This window comes from Micromonospora sp. WMMD735 (assembly GCF_049178995.1).
Classification (GTDB): domain Bacteria; phylum Actinomycetota; class Actinomycetes; order Mycobacteriales; family Micromonosporaceae; genus Micromonospora; species Micromonospora wenchangensis.
Map to the genome: position 1 here is coordinate 452,504 of NZ_JBMHMJ010000002.1, position 21,488 is coordinate 473,991.

Here is a 21,488-nt window from a genome sequence, read left to right on the forward strand (position 1 = left end):
GAGCCGGTGGCGATCGTCGGCATGGCCTGCCGCTACCCCGGCGGCGTCGACTCCCCGGACGCGCTGTGGAACCTGGTCGCCGCCGGCACGGACGCCGTCACCACCCTGCCGACCGACCGGGGGTGGGCCCCGCCGGACGTCGGACCCAACCTGGGCGGATTCCTGCACGACGCGAGCGGATTCGACGCCGAGTTCTTCGGCATCTCACCGAACGAGGCGCTCGCCATGGACCCGCAGCAGCGCCTGCTGCTCGAATCGGCGTGGGAGGCCGTCGAACGGGCCGGCATCGACCCGACCACGCTGCGCGGCAGCCGCACCGACGTCATCGTCGGAGCCGCCTTCACCGGCTACGCCCCCAGCGCCACCGGCGCCGACGGCGTCCGCGAAGGAGACGCCGTCACCGGCAGTTCGTTGTCCGTGCTGTCCGGTCGGATCGCCTACACCCTCGGCCTGACCGGAGCGGCGGTCACCGTGGACACGGCCTGCTCCTCCTCCCTGGTGGCACTGCACCTCGGCGTCCGCGCGCTGCGCGCCCACGAGTGCGACCTGGCCCTCGTCGGCGGCGTCACCGTGATGGGCAGCACCGCCCCGCTGCGGGAGTTCGCCCGCCAGGGCGGCCTCGCCGCCGACGGACGCTGCAAGGCGTTCGCCGACGACGCCGACGGCATCGGCTGGGGGGAAGGCGCCGGCCTGCTGCTGGTGGAACGCCTGTCCGACGCGCGCCGGCTCGGTCACCCCGTGCTGGCCCTGGTACGCGGCAGCGCGACCAACCAGGACGGTGCGTCGAACGGCATCACCGCACCCAACGGCGCCGCCCAACGGGCGGTCATCGTCCAGGCACTGGCCAACGCCGGGATCTCCCCGGCCGACGTGGACGTCGTCGAGGCGCACGGCACCGGAACCGGCCTCGGCGACCCGATCGAGGTCCGGGCGCTGCTGTCCACCTACGGCCGGCACCGACCCCCCGACCGGCCGCTCTACCTGGGCTCGGTGAAGTCGAACATCGGCCACACCCAGGCCGCCGCCGGCGTGGCCGGCGTCATCAAGATGGTCCAGGCCATGCGGCACGGCCAGCTTCCGGCGACGCTGCACGCGACACCACCGTCGTCACACGTCGACTGGACGCAGGGCGCGGTCGAACTCCTGCACGACCACCGGGACTGGCCCGACACCGGCCGGCCCCGCCGCGCCGCCGTGTCCTCCTTCGGCATCGGCGGCACCAACGCCCACGTCGTCCTCGAACAGACGACCGACCAGCCCGCCGACACCGACGAACCGGCAGGCCACCACCCGTGGATCCTGTCCGCCAGGAGCACCGCCGCACTGCGCGCCCAGGCCGCGGCGCTGCACGCCCACCTCACCACCCATCCGCACCTGGAAGACCCCGCCGTGGCCCACACGCTGGCGGCCCACCGGACACTGTTCGACCACCGGGCCGTCGTCACCGGCCAGGACCGCGAGCACCGGCTCGCCGCGCTCCGGTCCCTGGCCGCAGGGGAACCCACACCCGCCGTCCACGTCGGACGTTGCGGCACCGTCCGCGCCGCCGTGCTGTTCACCGGGCAGGGCGCGCAACGACCCGGCATGGGCCGCGACCTGTACGAGCGGTTCCCCGCCTTCGCCCGGGCGTTCGACGCGGTGTGCCGGCACTTCGACGCCACGCTGCCGATCCCCCTGCGTGACGTCGTGTTCGCGGCCCCGGCCACCCCCCACGCCGCTGAGCTGGACACGAGCAGCTACGCCCAACCCGCGCTGTTCGCCGTCGAGGTCGCGCTGTTCCGGCTGTACGAGTCGTTCGGCCACACCGCCGACTACGTGCTCGGCCACTCTCTCGGCGAGATCACCGCCGCCCACGTCGCCGGAGTGCTCTCCCTGCCGGACGCGGCCACCCTGGTGGCCGCCCGCGGCTCCCTCATGCAGCAGCTACCACCCGGCGGTGTCATGAGCGCGGTCCGCGCCGGCGAGGTCGACGTGCTCGCCGCACTGGGCACCCTCGACCGACCCGTCGACGTCGCCGCCGTCAACGCCCCGTCGTCGGTGGTGGTGTCCGGCACCGACGCCGACGTGAGCGCCGCCGAGCAGGTGTTCACCGCCCGCGGCTGGCGGACCACCCGGCTGACGGTCACCCACGCGTTCCACTCGGCCGCGATCGACCCCATGCTCGACCGGTACGCCGACGTGCTGTCCGGCGTCACGTTCGGCCAGCCCGCCATCGCCTTCGTCTCCGCCACCACCGGCCGGATCACCTCCGGCACGGAACTCGCCACCCCCCGGTACTGGCTGGACAACGTACGCCGCACCGTCCGCTTCGCCGACGCCCTGCGATCACTGGACGCCGCCGGCGTCACCACCTACGTCGAGGCCGGCCCGGACGCGGTGCTGTCCACACTGGTCCGCGAGTGCCTGCTGCCGTCCCCGCGCCGGGCGGTCGTGCCCCTCCAGCGCCGCGACACCGACCAGGCCGCCAGCGTCGACCGGGCCATGGCGGAGCTGTTCGTCCACGGCGGGCCGGTGACGGCCGTCGTCCCCCCGCACCCGGCCGGCATCCCGGCCGAACTGCCCACCTACGCCTTCCAACGACGCCGCTACTGGCCCGAACCGACTCCGCGCCCCACCGCCGACGGGCACGACTGGCACTACGGGATCAGCTGGGAACCCCTGACCGCCCCGCAGCCGACCCATGGTCCCGCCGGCACCTGGCTGCTCGTCGCCGCCGACCCGGAACTGGCCGACCGAGTGTCGACCGCCTGCGGCACGGCCGGGATGACCGTCACCTGGCTGACCGACGACGGCGCGACACGCCAGGCCCTGGCGGCCCGGCTGGCAGCCCTGCCCACCGAGCCGGCGGGCATCCTGTGGCTCCCGGACGGCGCGGACACCGAACTGGCCGCACTGACCAGGTCGGTGACCCTCGCCCAGGCCCTCACCGACGCCGGCATCCCCGCACCCGTGTGGTACGTGACGGCAGGTGCGACGTCCGTCGCCGGTGAACCCGTCACCACCGTCACCGGCGCGGCGGTCGCCGCCCTGGGCCGGGTGATCGGCCTCGAACAGCCGGATCGCTGGGGTGGCCTGATCGACCTGCCCGCCGCACCGTCGGACGCCGACCTCGCCGCGCTGCCCGGCCTGCTGGCGCTCGACCCGGGTGAGGACCAGATCGCCCTGCGGGCCGGCGGACGTCACGTCCGCCGGCTCATCCGGGCGACCGCCCCGGCCGCCGCGACACCGTGGCGGCCGAACGGAACGGTGCTGGTCACCGGCGGCACCGGCGGCCTCGGCAGCCAGGTCGCCCGCTGGCTCGCCACCGCCGGCGCCGAACACCTGGTCCTCCTGTCCCGGCGGGGACCCCGGGCACCCGGCGTGGCGACCCTGCTCGACGACCTCGCCGCGACCGGCGTCGAGACCACCGTGGTGGCGGCCGACGTGCGGGACCGGGCCGCGATGGCCGCCCTGCTGGCGCGACTACGGGCCACCGGACGACCGCCGCGGGCCGTCATCCACACCGCCGCGACCCCCCAGCCGCCCGCGACGGTCACCGAGACCGCGGTGACCGACCTCGCCGGGGCACTCGACGCCAAAGTGGCCGGCGCCGCCGTGCTGGACGCGCTGACCAGCGACGACGACCTCGACGCGTTCGTCCTGTTCTCCTCCGCGGCGGGGATCTGGGGCAGCGGCTCCCAGGCCGGGTACAGCGCCGCCAACGCCGCCCTCGACGCCATCGCCCAGCGCCGACGGGCACGGGGACAGGCCGCCACCTCGATCGCCTGGGGAGCATGGGCCGGCCCGGGCATGGCCGAACGGGCCGGCGACCACTACGCCGTCCGGGGCGTACGGTCGATGCGGCCCGACACCGCCCTCCACGCGATGTCCCGCGCGGTCGCGACCACGAACCCGGTCCCGGTCATCGCCGACATCGACTGGCCCCGCTTCGCCGCCACCTACACCGCCGCCCGCCCCCGCCCCCTAATCTGCGAACTGGCGTCACCACCGTCGGGAACCACCGACCGGCCCGCCCGGACGGACCTGCGCACCCGCCTGGCCGCCCGGTCCGGTCAACAGCAGACCGACCTGCTGCTGCGGACCGTCCGCGCGGAGATCGCCACCGAACTGGGCCACCCCTCACCGGACTCCGTCGAGCCGCACCGCCCGCTGCGGGAACTCGGCTTCGACTCGCTACGCGCCGTCGCGCTACGCGACCGGCTGACCAAGGTGACCGACCTGCCGCTGCCCCCCGGCCTGATCTACGACCACGAAACCCCGCTGGCCCTGGCCGACCACCTGCTGGCACTGCTGCGCGGTGACGCCGCGAACGCCACCGCACCCGCCGACGGCGGTCTGCACGACATCTACCGGCGGCTCGCCCTGCGGGGCGACATGAACGCGATCGAATCGCTGTGCGTCGGCGCGGCCGCGCTGCGCGAGACGTTCGACTCCGCCGCCGACTTCGGCCCCGACGCGGCCCTCGTCGACCTGGCCCGTGGCGGACAGGGGCCGCCGGTGTTCGCCGTACCGCCGTTCGCGCCCGTCGAAGCGGCCATCCAGTTCGCCCGGCTGGCCGACTACCTCCAGGGCCGCACGAACCTATCGGTGCTGCCGGTACCCGGGTTCCGCACCGGTGACCCCCTGGCCACGACCGTCGAGGCCCTGGTCGGGGTGCTCACCCGCTACGTCCTCGGACGTCCCGGTGACCAGGCGCCCGTCCTGCTCGGCTACTCCTCGGGAGGATGGCTCGCCCACGCGGTGACGCACGCCCTGGAGCAGGCGGGGACACCACCGCTGGCCCTGGTCCTGCTGGACACCTATCCACCCGACGGCATGTCCCCGGCCCTGCGGCGCGCCATGAACTACGAACTGGTCGTCCGCCGGGCGACCTTCGCCACCCCGGACTTCACCTCCCTCACCACGTTCGGCAGCTACCGCCGCATGTTCCGCGGCTGGCGACCCGAACCGGTGCGGACCCCCACCCTGTTCCTGCGCCCCCTCCAGCCGGTACCCGGATCGCCGGACGAGCCGCCCGTCACCGGCGACTGGCGCTCCCGGTGGCCGGGCGACCACGAGGCCGGTGAGGTGCCGGGAGACCACTGCACGATGGTCGGCGAACACGCCGACAGCACCGCTGCCGCCATGTGGACATGGCTGGACGGAATCCGGCGCGTCAGCGCCACGGGAGGGACGTCATGAGCAGATCAGACTGGCTGGACCCGGGCGAGACCGAACTCCTCGACGGCCGGGCGCTGCGGGACCGGGCCGCCATCCAGGACGTGGTGGTCGCCGCCGGACTGCTGCTGGACGCCGGCGACTTCGACACGCTCCGGACCCTCTACACCGCCGACGCCATCTTCCAGATGGACCCGCCCCCGGAGGGCTACCCCAGCGTGCTCACCACCCCGGAGCAGATCATGATGGGCTTCAGCTACCAGTGGAACCACGCCCGCGACGAGGTCGGCGTGATGTTCCGGCACGTGACGTCCAACCTCCTGATCACCGCACTCGGACCGACCACCGCCGAGGTGTACTCGATCGTCACGGTGACCGGCCTCTACACCGACGGGCAGTTCGGACTGCGCCGGCTGGGCAACTACGTGGATCGGCTCCGCCGCGAGGGGACACGCTGGCGCATCGCCCACCGGACGGTGCACATGTCGGCGCCCCCACCGCTGCGCCCGGCGCGACCGGCGACCGCCGACGCGACCCGGCAGGCACCGTGATGACGGCCGGTACGGGCAGTACGACGAGTGAACCCGTCGCCGTCGTCGGGGTGGCCTGCCGCCTGCCGAAGGCCCCGACCCCCCGGGACTTCTGGCGTCTGCTGACCGACGGGCTCGACGCGGTCGGCGAGGCACCACCCGGACGTTGGCCCGGCCCCACGCTGCCGCACCGCTTCGGGGCGTTCCTCGACACGATCGACACCTTCGACGCCGACTTCTTCGGCATCCCGCCCCGCGCCGCCGCGGCCATGGACCCGCAGCAGCGGCTGCTGCTCGAACTGAGCTGGGAGGCCCTGGAGGACGCCAGGATCCCGCCCGCCCGGCTCCGCGACACCGCCACCAGCGTCCACGTCGGAGCGATGTGGGACGACTACGCGACGCTGGTGCTGCAGGCCGACCCGGAGGCCGTCGACCAGCACGCCCTCGCCGGCACCGGCCGCGGCATCATCGCCAACCGCGTGTCGCACTTCCTCGGCCTGCGTGGCCCCAGCACGACGGTCGACAGCGCCCAGTCGTCCTCCCTCGTCGCCGTGTACCAGGCGTGCGAGGGCCTGCGCCGGGGCGAGTCCACCACGGCCATCGCCGGCGGCGTCAACATCGCCATCCGAGCCGAGACCACCCTCGGCGCGGCCCGCTTCGGCGGCCTGTCGCCCGACGGGCGCTGCTACACCTTCGACGAACGGGCCAACGGCTACGTCCGTGGCGAAGGCGGCGTCGTCGTGGTGCTCAAACTGCTGTCCCGGGCGGCCGCGGACGGCGACCGGATCCACGCCGTCATCCTCGGCGGCGCGGTCAACCACGACGGCGGCGACCACCAGTTCACCGTGCCCAGCCCGGACGCCCAACGGGAGGTCATCGAACAGGCCCACCGACAGGCCGGCGTCGACCCCGCCGACGTGCAGTACGTCGAACTGCACGGCACCGGCACCAGGGTCGGTGACCCGGTCGAGGCCCGGGCGCTCGGCGCGGCCGTCGGCCGCCACCACCCGGCCGACCGGCCGCTGCTGGTGGGTTCGGCCAAGACCAACGTCGGACACCTCGAAGGCGCCGCCGGCGTGGTCGGGCTGCTCAAGCTCGTGCTGAGCCTGCGGCACCGCCAACTACCGCCGAGCCTCAACTTCACCCGGCCGAACCCCGAGATCCCGCTCGACGACCTGCGACTGCGGGTACCGACCACGCTGCAACCGTGGCCGGCCGACGGACGGCTGCTCGCCGGTGTGAGTTCCTTCGGCATGGGCGGGGTGAACTGCCACCTCGTCCTCACCGACGCGCCCCCGTCGACCTCCCGCCGGCCGCCGGCCCGGCCCGGCCCGCCCGTGCCCTGGCTGATCTCGGCCCCGACGCCGCAGGCCCTCCGGGCCCAGGCCGCAGCCCTGATCACCTGGCTCCAGGAACATCCCGACGCCGACCCCGACGCGGTCGGCCGCTCCCTCGCCCTGACCAGGACACGGTTCGCCCACCACGCCGTCGTCGACGCACCGGAGGCCGCCGGACGCCGGGACGTGCTGGCCGCGATCGCCGCCGGTCGCGCCGACACCGACACCGACACCGCCTGGCTGTCCGACCTGCAACCCGACCCGGCCGGATACGTCGACCTGCCCACCTACGCGTTCACCCGCGAGCGGTACTGGGTGGGGGAGGTCGCCGCGCCGACCGCGCCGGGCGGCCCGGCCCCGGACACCCTCGACCTGGTCCGTGCCGCCGTGGCGGCGGAACTCGGACACGCGACAGGTGACGCGGTCGACCCGCACCGCACCTTCGAGGACCTCGGGCTCGACTCGATGGGCGTCACCAGCCTCACCGCCCGGCTGAGCACCGCCACCGGCCGGCAACTCGCCACCGGCCTGACGTTCCGGTACCCCACCCCGGCCGACCTCGCGGAGTTCCTGCGCGCGGAACCCACCGGCGAATCCGCTGCGCCACCACCGCCACCGGTCACGGCACCGACCACGGACGACCCGGTCGTGGTGGTCGGTATGGCCTGCCGTTACCCCGGCGGCGTCCGGTCCCCGGAGGACCTGTGGCGGCTGGTCGACGAGGGCACCGACGCCATCACCCCGCTGCCGACCGACCGGGGATGGGACCTGGAACGCCTCTTCGACCCCGACCCGGACCGGCCCGGCACCTCCTACGCCCGCCACGGCGGCTTCCTGCACGACGCGGCGGCCTTCGACGCCGAGTTCTTCGGCATCAGCCCCCGCGAAGCCGCGGCGATGGACCCCCAGCAGCGCCTCCTGCTGGAGGTGTCCTGGGAAGGCATCGAACGCGCCGGCATCGACCCCCTCAGCCTCACCGACAGCCGCGTGGGTGTCTTCGTCGGCGCCACCGACCAGGAGTACGGACCCCGCCTCGACGCCACCGGTGAGGGCTCGGACGGCTACCGGCTGACCGGCGGCACGGTGAGCGTCGTCTCCGGCCGGATCGCCTACGCCCTGGGCCTCGCCGGACCCGCCGTCACCGTCGACACGGCCTGCTCGTCGTCGTTGGTCGCCATGCACCTCGCCGCGCAGTCCCTGCGGCAGGGGGAATGCAGCCTCGCGCTGGCCGCCGGCGTGACCGTGATGGCCGGCCCGGGCATGTTCGTCGAGTTCAGCCGGCAGCGCGGCCTCGCCCCCGACGGCCGGTGCAAGGCGTTCGGCGCCGACGCCGACGGCACCGCCTGGGCCGAGGGGGCCGGCATGCTGGTGCTGGAGCGACTCTCCGACGCCCGTCGCAACGGACACCGGCCGCTCGCCGTGCTCCGCGGTTCGGCGATCAACTCCGACGGCGCCAGCAACGGTTTGACCGCCCCCAACGGTGCCGCCCAGGAAGCCCTCATCCGGCGGACGCTCAACGTCGCCGGCCTCACGGCGCAGGACGTCGACGCCGTGGAGGCCCACGGCACCGGCACCCGGCTCGGCGACCCGATCGAGGCCGAGGCCCTCCTGGCCACCTACGGTCGGCACCGGCCGCCCGACCGGCCGCTGTGGCTCGGCTCGCTGAAGTCCAACATCGGCCACACCCAGGCCGCCGCCGGCATCGGCGGCGTCATCAAGATGATCGGCGCGATGGGACGGGGCACACTGCCCCGGACCCTGCACGCCGACGTGCCCTCACCCCGGATCGACTGGACGACGGGTGGCGTGGCGCTGCTGCGCGAACCGACCCCCTGGCCGGACACCGGCCGCCCACGGCGGTTCGCCGTCTCCTCGTTCGGGATCAGCGGGACCAACGCGCACGTGATCCTGGAGGCACCGGCGGAGGAACCGGCGGAGCCGACGCCGTCCGACGTCGCGGTGGTGTCCACCGCCGCGGTGGTTCCGTGGGTGTTGTCCGCCCGATCGGAGGCGGGGCTGCGCGCGGTGGCGGGCGGGCTGGCGGACGCGGTCGGCGGTTCGACCGACGTGGACGTCGCCTTCTCGCTGGGGTTGCGGTCGGTGTTCGATGTCCGGGCGGTCGTGGTGGGCACGGGCGACGAGCTGCGTTCGGGTCTGGTCGAGGTGGCCGGCAACGGGGTGGACGTGAACCGCGCGAATGTGGTGGCTGGTGTTGTGGGTGGTGGTGGGCGGGGTGTGGTTTTTGTGTTTCCGGGTCAGGGTGCGCAGTGGGTGGGTATGGCGGCGGAGTTGTTGGTGTCGTCGCCGGTTTTTGCGGCGCGTATGGGTGAGTGTGCGGTGGCGTTGGCTCCTTTTGTGGAGTGGGATTTGTTGGAGGTGGTGTCGGGTGGGGTGGGTTTGGATCGGGTTGATGTGGTGCAGCCGGTGTTGTTTGCGGTGATGGTGTCGTTGGCTGAGGTGTGGCGGGTGTTTGGGGTGGTGCCGGATGTGGTGGTGGGGCATTCGCAGGGTGAGATTGCGGCGGCGTGTGTGGCGGGGGTGTTGAGTTTGGGGGATGCGGCGCGGGTGGTGGCGGTGCGGAGTCGGTTGTTGCGGGGGTTGTCGGGTGGGGGTGGTATGGCGGTGTTGGGGGTTTCGGTGGGTGTGGTGGAGGGTTTGTTGGTGGGGTTGGGGGGTCGGGTGGTGGTGGCGGCGGTGAATGGTCCGTCGTCGGTGGTGGTGTCGGGTGAGGTGGGGGCGTTGGGGGAGTTGGTGGTGCGGTGTGGGGAGTTGGGGGTGTGGGTGCGGGTGGTTGATGTGGATTATGCGGCGCATTCGTCGCAGGTGGATGGGGTGGTGGGTCGGTTGGGTGTGGAGTTGGGGTCGGTGGTGCCGGTGTCGGGTGGGGTTCCGTTTTGTTCGACGGTGGTGGGTGGGGTGGTTGATGGGGGTGAGTTGGGGGCGGGGTATTGGTGTCGTAATTTGCGGGAGGTGGTGGGTTTTGGGGGTGCGGTGGAGGGGTTGGTGGGTGAGGGGTTTCGGGTTTTTGTTGAGGTGAGTCCGCATCCGGTGTTGACGGGTGCGGTGGAGGAGGTGGTGGAGGCGGGGGGTGGGGGTGGTGTGGTGGTGGGGACGTTGCGTCGTGGTGAGGGTGGTTGGGGGCGGTTTTTGTTGTCGTTGGGTGAGGTGTTTGTGGGGGGTGTGGGGGTTGATTGGGGTGCGGCGTTGGTGGGTGGTGGTCGGGTGGTGTTGCCGACGTATCCCTTCCAACACGAACACTTCTGGCACACCGACACCGCCGGCCCGCCGGCCATCGGCACCGGCACCGGTCTGGACCGGATCGAGCACGACATCCTCCGGGCCCTGGTGAGCACCCCCGACCCGGAACGTCTGGTGCTGCTCGGCGCGATGTCGCACCGGACCCACCCCTGGCTGGCCGACCACAGGGTACGGGGAGACGTCCTCTTTCCCGGCACCGGTTTCCTCGACCTCGCGGCGACCGCCGGTGAACTCGCCGGATACCCCCGCATCGCCGAGCTGACCCTGTCCACCCCACTGGTGCTCCCCCCGTTTGGAACCGTCGAGGTGCAGGTCGTCATCGACCCCGCCGACCAACCGGACCAACGCTCGGTGCGGATCAACGCCCGGACGGACGCCACCGGCTCACCCGCGTGGACCCGCCACGCCACCGGCACCCTGAGCCGCGAACCACGGCGGCCACCGGACGACCGCCCCGCCACCGAGGGCACCGAGATCCCCCTGACCGGCCTCTACGAGGAACTCGACGAACGCGGATTCCAGTACGGGCCGGCGTTCCGGGGCCTGGACGCGGCCTGGTCGCACGACGGCGACGTGACCGTCGAGACGAGCACCGACCTGGCCACCGGCGGGCACACCGTCCACCCGGCGCTGCTCGACGCCGTGCTGCACGCCGCGACGCTGCTCGACGGGGGGACCGCAGACGGCCTGCCGTTCGTCTGGACCGGCGTCAGCGTGCACGCACCAGCCGGATCGGCGCTGCGCGCCCGACTACGCCGCGTCGCACCCGACGCCGTGGCGATCGACGCCGTCGACCAGACCGGCGCACCCGTGCTGACCGTCGACGCGTTGACCCTGCGCGCCCCGGCCGGCGACGGTGTGCCCGGCGGGGCCCTGTTCGCCGTCGCGTGGCAGCGGTTCGACCCGCCGACCGCCACCGCCACCGACACCGACACCGACACCGGCACCGGCACCGGCGACGTCGTCGACGTCACCGGCCAGGACGCCGCAGCCGTACTGGACATCCTGCAGCGGCGGCTGACCGGCCCACCCGAACCACTGGTGCTCACCACCCGACAGGCGTGCGCCGTCACGGCGGACGACGAACCACCCGGCCTCGACGGTGCCGCCGTGTGGGGCCTCGTCCGGTCGGCGCAGGCCGAACACCCGGGCCGCTTCGTGCTGGTGGACTCCGACGGCGGCCCCCTGCCGCCCGACGTCGCCGGCTGGGACGAACCACAACTCGCCTTCCGCGACGGCGTCGCCCACGTGCCACGGCTCGTCCCCGCGCACCCCGGCGACACCCCGCTCACCGTCGACCCGCAGGCCACCGTCGTCGTCACCGGCGGCACGGGCACCCTGGGCGCCCTGATCGCCCGCCGGCTGAAGACCGACCACGGGGTACGCCGCCTGCTGCTGCTCAGCCGCAGCGGACCGGCCGCCCCCGGGGCAGCCGACCTGGCAGCGGAGTTGGACGCCGACATCGTGGCCGTCGACGTGGCGGACCGGGCCGCACTGCGCGAAGCGCTGCGCGGCGTACGCGTGGGTGGCATCGTGCACGCGGCGGGCATCCTCGACGACGCCCCCCTCACGTCACTCACCCCGGAGCGACTGGCCCGCGTGATGGCCGCCAAGGTCACCTCGGCCGTCCTGCTCGACGAGCTGACCCGCGACCAGGACCTGGCGTTCTTCGTGCTGTTCTCCTCGGTCGTCGGCGTCCTCGGCAACGCGGGGCAGGCCGCGTACGCCGCCGCCAACGCCGCACTCGGCAGCCTCGCCCGGCGTCGGCACGCCCACGGGGCGCCGGCACAGTCGATCGCCTGGGGCCTGTGGGAGGTGAACACCGGCCTGACCGGGGCGATGACCGACGCCGACCGGGCCCGACTGGCCCGCGCCGGCGTACACCCCCTCTCCGTCGGGGACGGCCTGCGGCTGTTCGACGCGGCCCTGCGGACCCCCGTGCCCGAACTCGTCGCGGCCCGGCTCACCCGCACACCGGGCGACGAGACCTCCCCGCTGCTGCGCGGCCGCACCACCACACCCGCCTCCCCACCGCACCGGCTCGACGGCCGGCTCGCCCGCAGACCGGCCGAGGAGCAACAACGGCTGGTGCTCGACCTGGTCCGCACGCACGCCGCCACCGTCCTCGGCCACGACAGCCCCGACCTGATCCGGCCCGACCGGGCGTTCAAGGAGATCGGCTTCGACTCGCTGCTCGCGGTCGAGTTCCGTAACCGGCTCGGCAGGGCCACCGGCCTGCGGCTGCCCGCCACCCTGGTCTTCGACCATCCCGATCCGGGCACCCTCGCGGAGTACCTGCGCCAGCAGCTGACCGGCGGACGACACACCCCCTCAACACCCGGCCGCCAGGCCGTCACCGGTAACCGGGCCACCGCCGACGACCCGGTGGTGATCGTGGGGATGGCCTGCCGCTACCCCGGTGGCATCCGGTCGGCCGACGACCTGTGGCGGTTCGTCGTCGAGGGGGGCGACGCGATCACCGGCTTCCCGACCGACCGCGGCTGGCCCGACGACCTGTACGACCCGGAGCCGGGCAGCTCCGGACACACCTACGCCAGGGGCGGCGGCTTCCTGCACGACGCGGCCGAGTTCGACGCCGACTTCTTCGGCATCTCCCACCGCGAGGCCCTCGCGATGGATCCGCAGCAACGGCACCTGCTGGAGGTCTCCTGGGAGGCCCTGGAACACGCCGGCATCGACCCGGTCACCCTGCGCGGCAGCGACACCGCGGTGTTCACCGGCCTGATGTATCACGACTACGGCGTCCGCGTGGACGTGCCGCCCGACGCCGTGGCCGGCTACCTCAGCTCGGGCACCACCGGCGGCGTCGCCTCCGGACGGGTCTCCTACGTCATGGGTCTGGAAGGCCCGGCGGTCACCGTGGACACCGCGTGTTCGTCGTCGCTGGTCGCTCTGCACCTGGCCGGGCAGGCGCTGCAGGCCGGGGAGTGCTCGCTGGCCCTGGCCGGTGGCGCCACCATCATGTCCACCCCCGGTCTCTACGTGGACTTCGGTCACCAACGTGCGTTGTCCCCCGACGGGCGGTGCCGGCCCTATTCGGACGCGGCGGACGGCACGGGCTTCTCCGAGGGTGTGGGTGTGGTGGTGGTGGAGCGGTTGTCGGAGGCGCGTCGTCGGGGTCATCGGGTGTTGGCGGTGGTGCGGGGGAGTGCGGTTAATCAGGATGGTGCGTCGAATGGGTTGACGGCGCCGAGTGGGTTGGCTCAGCAGCGGGTGATTCGTCGGGCGTTGGGTGTGGCGGGTTTGGGTGTGGGTGATGTGGATGTGGTGGAGGGGCATGGGACGGGGACGCGGTTGGGTGATCCGATTGAGGTGGGGGCGTTGGTGGGGACGTATGGGCGGGGTCGGGTGGTGGGGCGGCCGTTGTGGTTGGGGTCGGTGAAGTCGAATGTTGGTCATACGCAGGCGGCTGCTGGTGTGGCGGGTGTGATCAAGATGGTGCAGGCGTTGCGGTTTGGGGTGTTGCCGGCGTCGTTGCATGTGGGGGTGCCGTCGTCGCAGGTGGATTGGTCGGGTGGTGGGGTTGCGGTGTTGGGTGAGGCGCGGGTGTGGCCGGAGGTGGGTCGGGTTCGTCGTGCGGGGGTGTCGTCGTTTGGGATCAGTGGGACGAACGCGCATGTGATCCTGGAGGAGGCGCGGGAGCCGGAGCGGCCAGCCGAGTCGGGGCCACCGGCCGGGTCGGCGTCGCCTGTCGCGTCGGCGTCGCCCGCCCTGCCGGTCGTGCCGTGGGTGATCTCGGCGAAGAGTCCGGGTGGTCTGCGGGCGCGGGCGGAGCAGTTGGTGTCGTGTGTGGATCTGGATCTGGTTGATGTCGGGTATTCGTTGGCGACGACCCGGACGGTGTTCGAACATCGTGCGGCCGTCGTCGCTGGTGACCGTGCCGGGTTCCGCACGGCCCTGCAGACCCTGGCGGACGGCGGTGCGTCGGCGAATGTGGTGGCTGGTGTTGTGGGTGGTGGTGGGCGGGGTGTGGTTTTTGTGTTTCCGGGTCAGGGTGCGCAGTGGGTGGGTATGGCGGCGGAGTTGTTGGTGTCGTCGCCGGTTTTTGCGGCGCGTATGGGTGAGTGTGCGGTGGCGTTGGCTCCTTTTGTGGAGTGGGATTTGTTGGAGGTGGTGTCGGGTGGGGTGGGTTTGGATCGGGTTGATGTGGTGCAGCCGGTGTTGTTTGCGGTGATGGTGTCGTTGGCTGAGGTGTGGCGGGTGTTTGGGGTGGTGCCGGATGTGGTGGTGGGGCATTCGCAGGGTGAGATTGCGGCGGCGTGTGTGGCGGGGGTGTTGAGTTTGGGGGATGCGGCGCGGGTGGTGGCGGTGCGGAGTCGGTTGTTGCGGGGGTTGTCGGGTGGGGGTGGTATGGCGGTGTTGGGGGTTTCGGTGGGTGTGGTGGAGGGTTTGTTGGTGGGGTTGGGGGGTCGGGTGGTGGTGGCGGCGGTGAATGGTCCGTCGTCGGTGGTGGTGTCGGGTGAGGTGGGGGCGTTGGGGGAGTTGGTGGTGCGGTGTGGGGAGTTGGGGGTGTGGGTGCGGGTGGTTGATGTGGATTATGCGGCGCATTCGTCGCAGGTGGATGGGGTGGTGGGTCGGTTGGGTGTGGAGTTGGGGTCGGTGGTGCCGGTGTCGGGTGGGGTTCCGTTTTGTTCGACGGTGGTGGGTGGGGTGGTTGATGGGGGTGAGTTGGGGGCGGGGTATTGGTGTCGTAATTTGCGGGAGGTGGTGGGTTTTGGGGGTGCGGTGGAGGGGTTGGTGGGTGAGGGGTTTCGGGTTTTTGTTGAGGTGAGTCCGCATCCGGTGTTGACGGGTGCGGTGGAGGAGGTGGTGGAGGCGGGGGGTGGGGGTGGTGTGGTGGTGGGGACGTTGCGTCGTGGTGAGGGTGGTTGGGGGCGGTTTTTGTTGTCGTTGGGTGAGGTGTTCGTGGGGGGTGTGGGGGTTGATTGGGGTGCGGCGTTGGTGGGTGGTGGTCGGGTGGTGTTGCCGACGTATCCCTTCCAACACGAACACTTCTGGCTGACCACGGTGGACCGTGCGCGGCCGACCTCCGCCGCCTGGCGTCACCACGTCGTCTGGCAACCCACGGACGTCGACACCGCACCACCGTCCCCCGGCGACGGCACCGCACTGCCCGGAACATGGCTGGTGCTGACGGCCGGAGACCCGTGGGGGACCGCCTGGGCCGAGGCGCTCACCGCCCACGGCATCGACGTCGTCCACGCCGACGTGCCGGCCGGCGCCACCGGCCGGACCGAGCTGGCCGATGTGATCACCTCCACCGGGAGCGATCTGCGCGGCGTGCTGTCCTTCCTTGCCGCCGCCGACGAACCGCTGCCCGGCCACCCCGGCGTGCCCGCCGGGCTGGCCGCCACGGTGGCCCTCGTCCAAGCGATCGAGGACACCGGGAGCGCAGCGCCGTTGTGGCTGCTGACCGACGGGGCGGTACCGGCAGAACCCACCGACCCCGTGACGGGCACCACCGACGCCCTGGTCTGGGGCCTGGGTGCCGTGGCCGCCCTCGAACTGCCGGACCGCTGGGGCGGCCTCGTCGACCTACCCGGATCACCCGGCGACGACCAGGTCACCGCCCGCCTGTGCCGGATCCTGACCCGCCACGGCCGCGCCGACCGGTATGCCGTCCGGGCCGGCGGAACGTACGCCCGGCGGATCAGCCCGGCGGCCCGGCACACCACCGCCCCGGCCCGCCGACGGTGGAGAGCCTCCGGAACGGCGCTGGTGACCGGGGGAACCGGAGCCGTCGGCCGACACGTCGCGCGGTGGCTGGCCCGCAACGGCGTCGAACACCTGCTGCTCCTGAGCCGGCGCGGCCCCGACGCCGAGAACGCCGCCGAACTCACCGCGGAACTGACCGGACTGGGCACCCGCGTCACCATCGTGTCCTGCGACGCCGCCGACCGCGCGGCCCTGACCCGGGTGCTCGCCGAGGTACCCGGGCAGTTCCCGCTCACCGCGGTGTTCCACTGCGCCATGGTGCTCGACGACGCCGTGCTGGCCGACATCACCCCGGCCGGCCTCGACGCCGTCCTGCGGCCGAAGATCGACGCGGCGACCAACCTGCACGAGCTGACCCGGGACCTCGACCTTTCGGCGTTCGTCCTGTTCTCCTCCGTCGCCGGTGTCCTCGGCAACGCCGGGCAGGGCGCCTATGCCGCGGCGAACACGTTCCTCGACAGCCTCGCCTACCGCAGACGCCGACAGGGCCGCACGGCCACCTCCATCGCCTGGGGCGCCTGGGACACCCCGGACGCCGACCGACGCAACCGCAGGCTGGCCAGCCAGGGCCTCGTCGCGATGCGGGCCGAAACCGCCCTCGACGCCCTCCAGGAAACCCTCGACCGGGACGAGACCTTCCTGGTCATCGCCGACATCGACGAGCACCGGCGGGCCCCGCAGCAGCCGGCGGAACCCACCGCGCCCACCGCCCGGCTCGACGGCATGTCCGTCCCCGAACAGACCGGCTACCTGCGGGACCTGGTCGGCGCGGAAGCGGCGTTCGTCCTCGGCCACGGCGACGCGTCCCGCGTCCCGGCGGACCACGCGTTCCGCGACCTCGGCTTCGACTCCCTGATGTCGGTGCAGCTGCGCAACCGGCTCAACCAGGCGACCGGCCTGCGGTTGCCGAGCACCGTCGCCTTCGACCACCCGACCCCCGTACGCCTCGTCGAACACCTCCGGGAAATGCTGACCGGCGGCCACCGCACGGAGCCCACCCCGACCGTCGTGGCCGTCGCCGACGACCCGGTGGTGATCGTGGGGATGGCCTGCCGCTACCCCGGTGGCATCCGGTCGGCCGACGACCTGTGGCGGTTCGTGATCGAGGAACGCGACGCGATCACCGGCTTCCCGACCGACCGCGGCTGGCCGGTGGACCTCTACGACCCCCGGCAGGGCGCCCCCGGCCACACCCACGCCCGGGGCGGCGGTTTCCTCCCCGACGCCGGTGACTTCGATGCCGAGTTCTTCGGCATCTCGCCCCGCGAGGCCCTCGCGATGGACCCGCAGCAGCGGCTCCTGCTGGAGGTCTCCTGGGAGGCCCTGGAACACGCCGGCATCGACCCGGCCACCCTGCGCGACAGCGACACCGGGGTCTTCGCCGGCACCAACGGCCAGGACTACGGAATGCTGCAACAGACCACCGCCGGCGTCGAGGGCTACACCCTCGCCGGACGCGCCTCCAGCGTGGTGTCCGGACGGGTCTCCTACGCGCTGGGCCTGCAGGGGCCCGCCATCACCGTGGACACCGCGTGTTCGTCGTCGCTGGTCGCTCTGCACCTGGCCGGGCAGGCGCTGCAGGCCGGGGAGTGCTCGCTGGCCCTCGCCGGCGGCGTCACCGTCATGGCCACGCCGACGACCTTCATCGAGTTCTCCCGGCAGGGCGGCCTGTCCCCCGACGGCCGTTGCCACTCGTACTCCGACTCGGCCGCCGGCACCGCCTGGTCGGAGGGTGTGGGTGTGGTGGTGGTGGAGCGGTTGTCGGAGGCGCGTCGTCGGGGTCATCGGGTGTTGGCGGTGGTGCGGGGGAGTGCGGTTAATCAGGATGGTGCGTCGAATGGGTTGACGGCGCCGAGTGGGTTGGCTCAGCAGCGGGTGATTCGTCGGGCGTTGGGTGTGGCGGGTTTGGGTGTGGGTGATGTGGATGTGGTGGAGGGGCATGGGACGGGGACGCGGTTGGGTGATCCGATTGAGGTGGGGGCGTTGGTGGGGACGTATGGGCGGGGTCGGGTGGTGGGGCGGCCGTTGTGGTTGGGGTCGGTGAAGTCGAATGTTGGTCATACGCAGGCGGCTGCTGGTGTGGCGGGTGTGATCAAGATGGTGCAGGCGTTGCGGTTTGGGGTGTTGCCGGCGTCGTTGCATGTGGGGGTGCCGTCGTCGCAGGTGGATTGGTCGGGTGGTGGGGTTGCGGTGTTGGGTGAGGCGCGGGTGTGGCCGGAGGTGGGTCGGGTTCGTCGTGCGGGGGTGTCGTCGTTTGGGATCAGTGGGACGAACGCGCATGTGATCCTGGAGGAGGCGCGGGAGCCGGAGCGGCCAGCCGAGTCGGGGCCACCGGCCGGGTCGGCGTCGCCTGTCGCGTCGGCGTCGCCCGCCCTGCCGGTCGTGCCGTGGGTGATCTCGGCGAAGAGTCCGGGTGGTCTGCGGGCGCGGGCGGAGCAGTTGGTGTCGTGTGTGGATCTGGATCTGGTTGATGTCGGGTATTCGTTGGCGACGACCCGGACGGTGTTCGAACATCGTGCGGCCGTCGTCGCTGGTGACCGTGCCGGGTTCCGCACGGCCCTGCAGACCCTGGCGAACGGCGGTGAGGGCACCGGACTCTTCCGGGCAACCGCCGCGCCCGCGCCCCGGCTGGCGATGGTCTTCTCCGGGCAGGGCTCCCAACGGCCCGGCATGGGCGCCGAACTGTACCGCCGGTACCCGGCCTTCGCGCAGGCCATGGACGAGGTGCTGGAGCGGCTACCGATCCGCGACGTGCTGTTCGGCCAGGACCGGGACCGACTCGCCGAGACCGGCAACGCCCAACCCGCCCTGTTCGCGTTCCAGGTGGCACTCTTCCGGCTGGCCGAGTCCTGGGCAATCGTGCCCGACCACGTGGCCGGGCACTCGATCGGCGAGATCGCCGCCGCCCACGTCGCCGGCGTCCTCTCCCTCGACGACGCGTGCACGCTGGTCGCCGAGCGCGCCCGCCTGATGCAGGCGCTGCCCGGCGACGGGGCGATGGTGGCGCTACGGGCGGGCGAGGAGGAGGTCCTGCCGCTGCTGTCCGACGAGGTGTCCATCGCCGCGGTCAACGGCCCCCGCGCGGTGGTGATCGCCGGCACGGAGGAGGCGGTCCTACGGGTGGCCGCCGGATTCGACCGGTCGACCCGGCTACAGGTCTCCCACGCCTTCCACTCCCACCTCATGCAGCCGGTCCTCGCCGACTTCCAGGCCGTCGTCGACCAGTTGACGTTCAACCGACCCCAGATCGACGTCGTCGCCGGTGGCGACGTCACCGAGCCCGGCTACTGGGTCCGCCACGTCCGCGACACGGTGCGCTACGCCGACCGCGTCGCACGCCTGACCGACCTCGGCGTCACGGTGTCCCTGGAGATCGGGCCGGACTCCGTCCTGTCGGCGCTGGGCCCCCGCACCGCGGCCAACATCCCGCTGTGCCGCCGCAACCAGCCCGAGGACGTCACCGTGGTCACCGCGACCGCACGTGCCCACGTGCACGGCGTCGCGGTGCGGTGGCCGGCGCTGTTCCCGGGCGCCCGGCGGGTCGACCTGCCGACGTACCCCTTCCGGTCCACCCGGTTCTGGCCCGCCGTCAGCATCACGACCGGCGACGTCACCCGCGCCGGCCTCGACGCCGTCGACCATGCCCTGCTCGGCGCGGGAGTGGACCTGCCCGACCGGGGCGGACGGGTATTCACCGGCCGGCTGTCCGTCGCCGCCCAACCCTGGCTGGCCGACCATGTCATCCACGGCGTGAACCTCTTCCCGGCCACCGGCTTCGTGGAACTGGTGCGTCGCGCCGCCCGGGCCGTCGACGATCTCGCCCTCGACGAACTGACGCTGCGGACACCCCTGGTCCTGCCCGCCGCCGGCACCGTGCAGGTCCAGGTGACCGTCGACGGCCCGGACGCCGCCGACCGGCGTCCGGTCGCCGTCTACGCCCGGACCGGTGACGACGACGGCCCGTGGACGCAGCACGCGGCGGGCCTGCTCTCCCCGGCGGGGCCGCAGACCGCCGGCCCGGCGGGCGAATGGCCCCCACCCGGGGCGGTGCCGATCGACCTCGACGGGCTCTACCCCGGGCTCGCCGGCCGGGGCTTCGCCTACGGCGAGACGTTCCGGGGCCTACGGTCGGCCTGGCGCGTCGGCGACGAGATCCTCGTCGAGGCCCGGACCACCACCGACCCGCAGGGCTACGCAACCCACCCGGCCCTGCTGGACGCCGTCCTGCACGCCTCGGTCTTCCTCCCGGACGGCCACCGGCCCCGGGTGCCGTTCCTCTGGAACGGGCTGCGCTTCCACGCGCCGAGCGGTGCGGTCCTGCGGGCGAGGGTGCGCCCCACCGGCCCGGACACCCTGTCCGTCGACGCCACCGACGAGACCGGCACCCCCGTGCTGACCGTGGAGGCGCTCACCCTGCGGGGCCACCCGGCCGACAGCCGGGTGCGCGACGCGTTGTTCGCGGTCGAGTGGCAACCTCCGCACCACCGCGACCCTACCGGCACCGACGGCCACGACCGGATCGACGTCACCGGTCGGGACGCCGGAGACGTCCTGGAGATCCTCCAGCACCGCCTGGCCGGCACCGCCGACCGACCGCTGGTGCTCGTGACCCACGGCGCGGTCCAGACGACCCCGCAGGACGACCCGGCGCTGCCCGGGGCGGCGGCCGTCTGGGGCCTGGTGCGCTGCGCCCAGGTCGAACACCCCGGCAGGTTCATCCTGGCCGACCTGCCCGCCGACGGCACCGGGGAGCTGCCGGCCGACCTCTGCGGGTGGGACGAGCCCCAGATCGCGGTGCGCCCCGCGGGCGCACTGGTGCCCCGGCTGCTGCCCACCACGGCCGACCTCGACCTCCCCGCCGTCGATCCGCAGGCCACCGTCGTGATCACCGGGGGCACCAGCGGCCTCGGCGCGCTGATCGCCCGGCACCTCGTGGCCGAGCACGGCGTCCGCGACCTGCTGCTGCTCAGCCGCAGCGGGCCGGCCGCACCCGAAGCCGCCGGGCTCGTCGCCGACCTGGGCGCGCGGGTGCTCGCCGTCGACGTGTCCGATCGTGCGGCGCTGGGCCGGGCCCTGGACGGTGTCCGGATCGGCGGGGTGGTGCACTGCGCGACGCTGCTCGACGACGCCCCGGTGACGTCGCTGACCCCCGACCGCGTCCGACGCGTCATGTCCACCAAGGTCACCTCCGCCGGGTGGCTGGACGAGTTGACCCGCGACCAGGACCTGTCGTTCTTCGTGGTGTTCTCCTCGCTCGCGGGGACCCTGGGCAACGCCGGACAGGCCGCCTACGCGGCGGCCAACGCGGCACTGGACGCGCTGGTGGCCCGCCGGTGGGCCCGAGGGCTGCCGGCCCGGTCGATCGTCTGGGGCCTGTGGGACACACCCTCGACCCTGACCGGCGGCATGTCGGCGGCCGACCGCGCCCGCGCGGCCCGCGCCGGGGTCACCCCCCTGCCGACCGGGGACG

The 21,488-nt window shown here is 73.1% G+C and carries 2 protein-coding genes and 1 pseudogene (1 of these 3 cut by a window edge); all 3 read left to right on the top strand.

From position 1 onward, the window contains the following. Positions 1-5,181, top strand: a pseudogene (locus ACN268_RS02115) (SDR family NAD(P)-dependent oxidoreductase); the annotation flags it as partial. Continuing rightward, positions 5,178-5,708, top strand: coding sequence for a nuclear transport factor 2 family protein (locus ACN268_RS02120; protein WP_421481448.1), 531 nt, complete (start codon positions 5,178-5,180; stop codon positions 5,706-5,708). The pseudogene ACN268_RS02115 and the gene ACN268_RS02120, both read left to right, overlap by 4 nt. Beyond that, a protein-coding gene (locus ACN268_RS02125; RefSeq protein ID WP_421481449.1) for an SDR family NAD(P)-dependent oxidoreductase crosses the window boundary here: on the top strand, positions 5,708-21,488 show its 5' portion. Its footprint extends 665 nt past the window's final position; the window shows 15,781 of its 16,446 coding nt (coding positions 1-15,781); its start codon is at positions 5,708-5,710; its stop codon lies beyond the right edge, outside the window. Before ACN268_RS02120 ends, ACN268_RS02125 begins: the two co-directional genes overlap by 1 nt.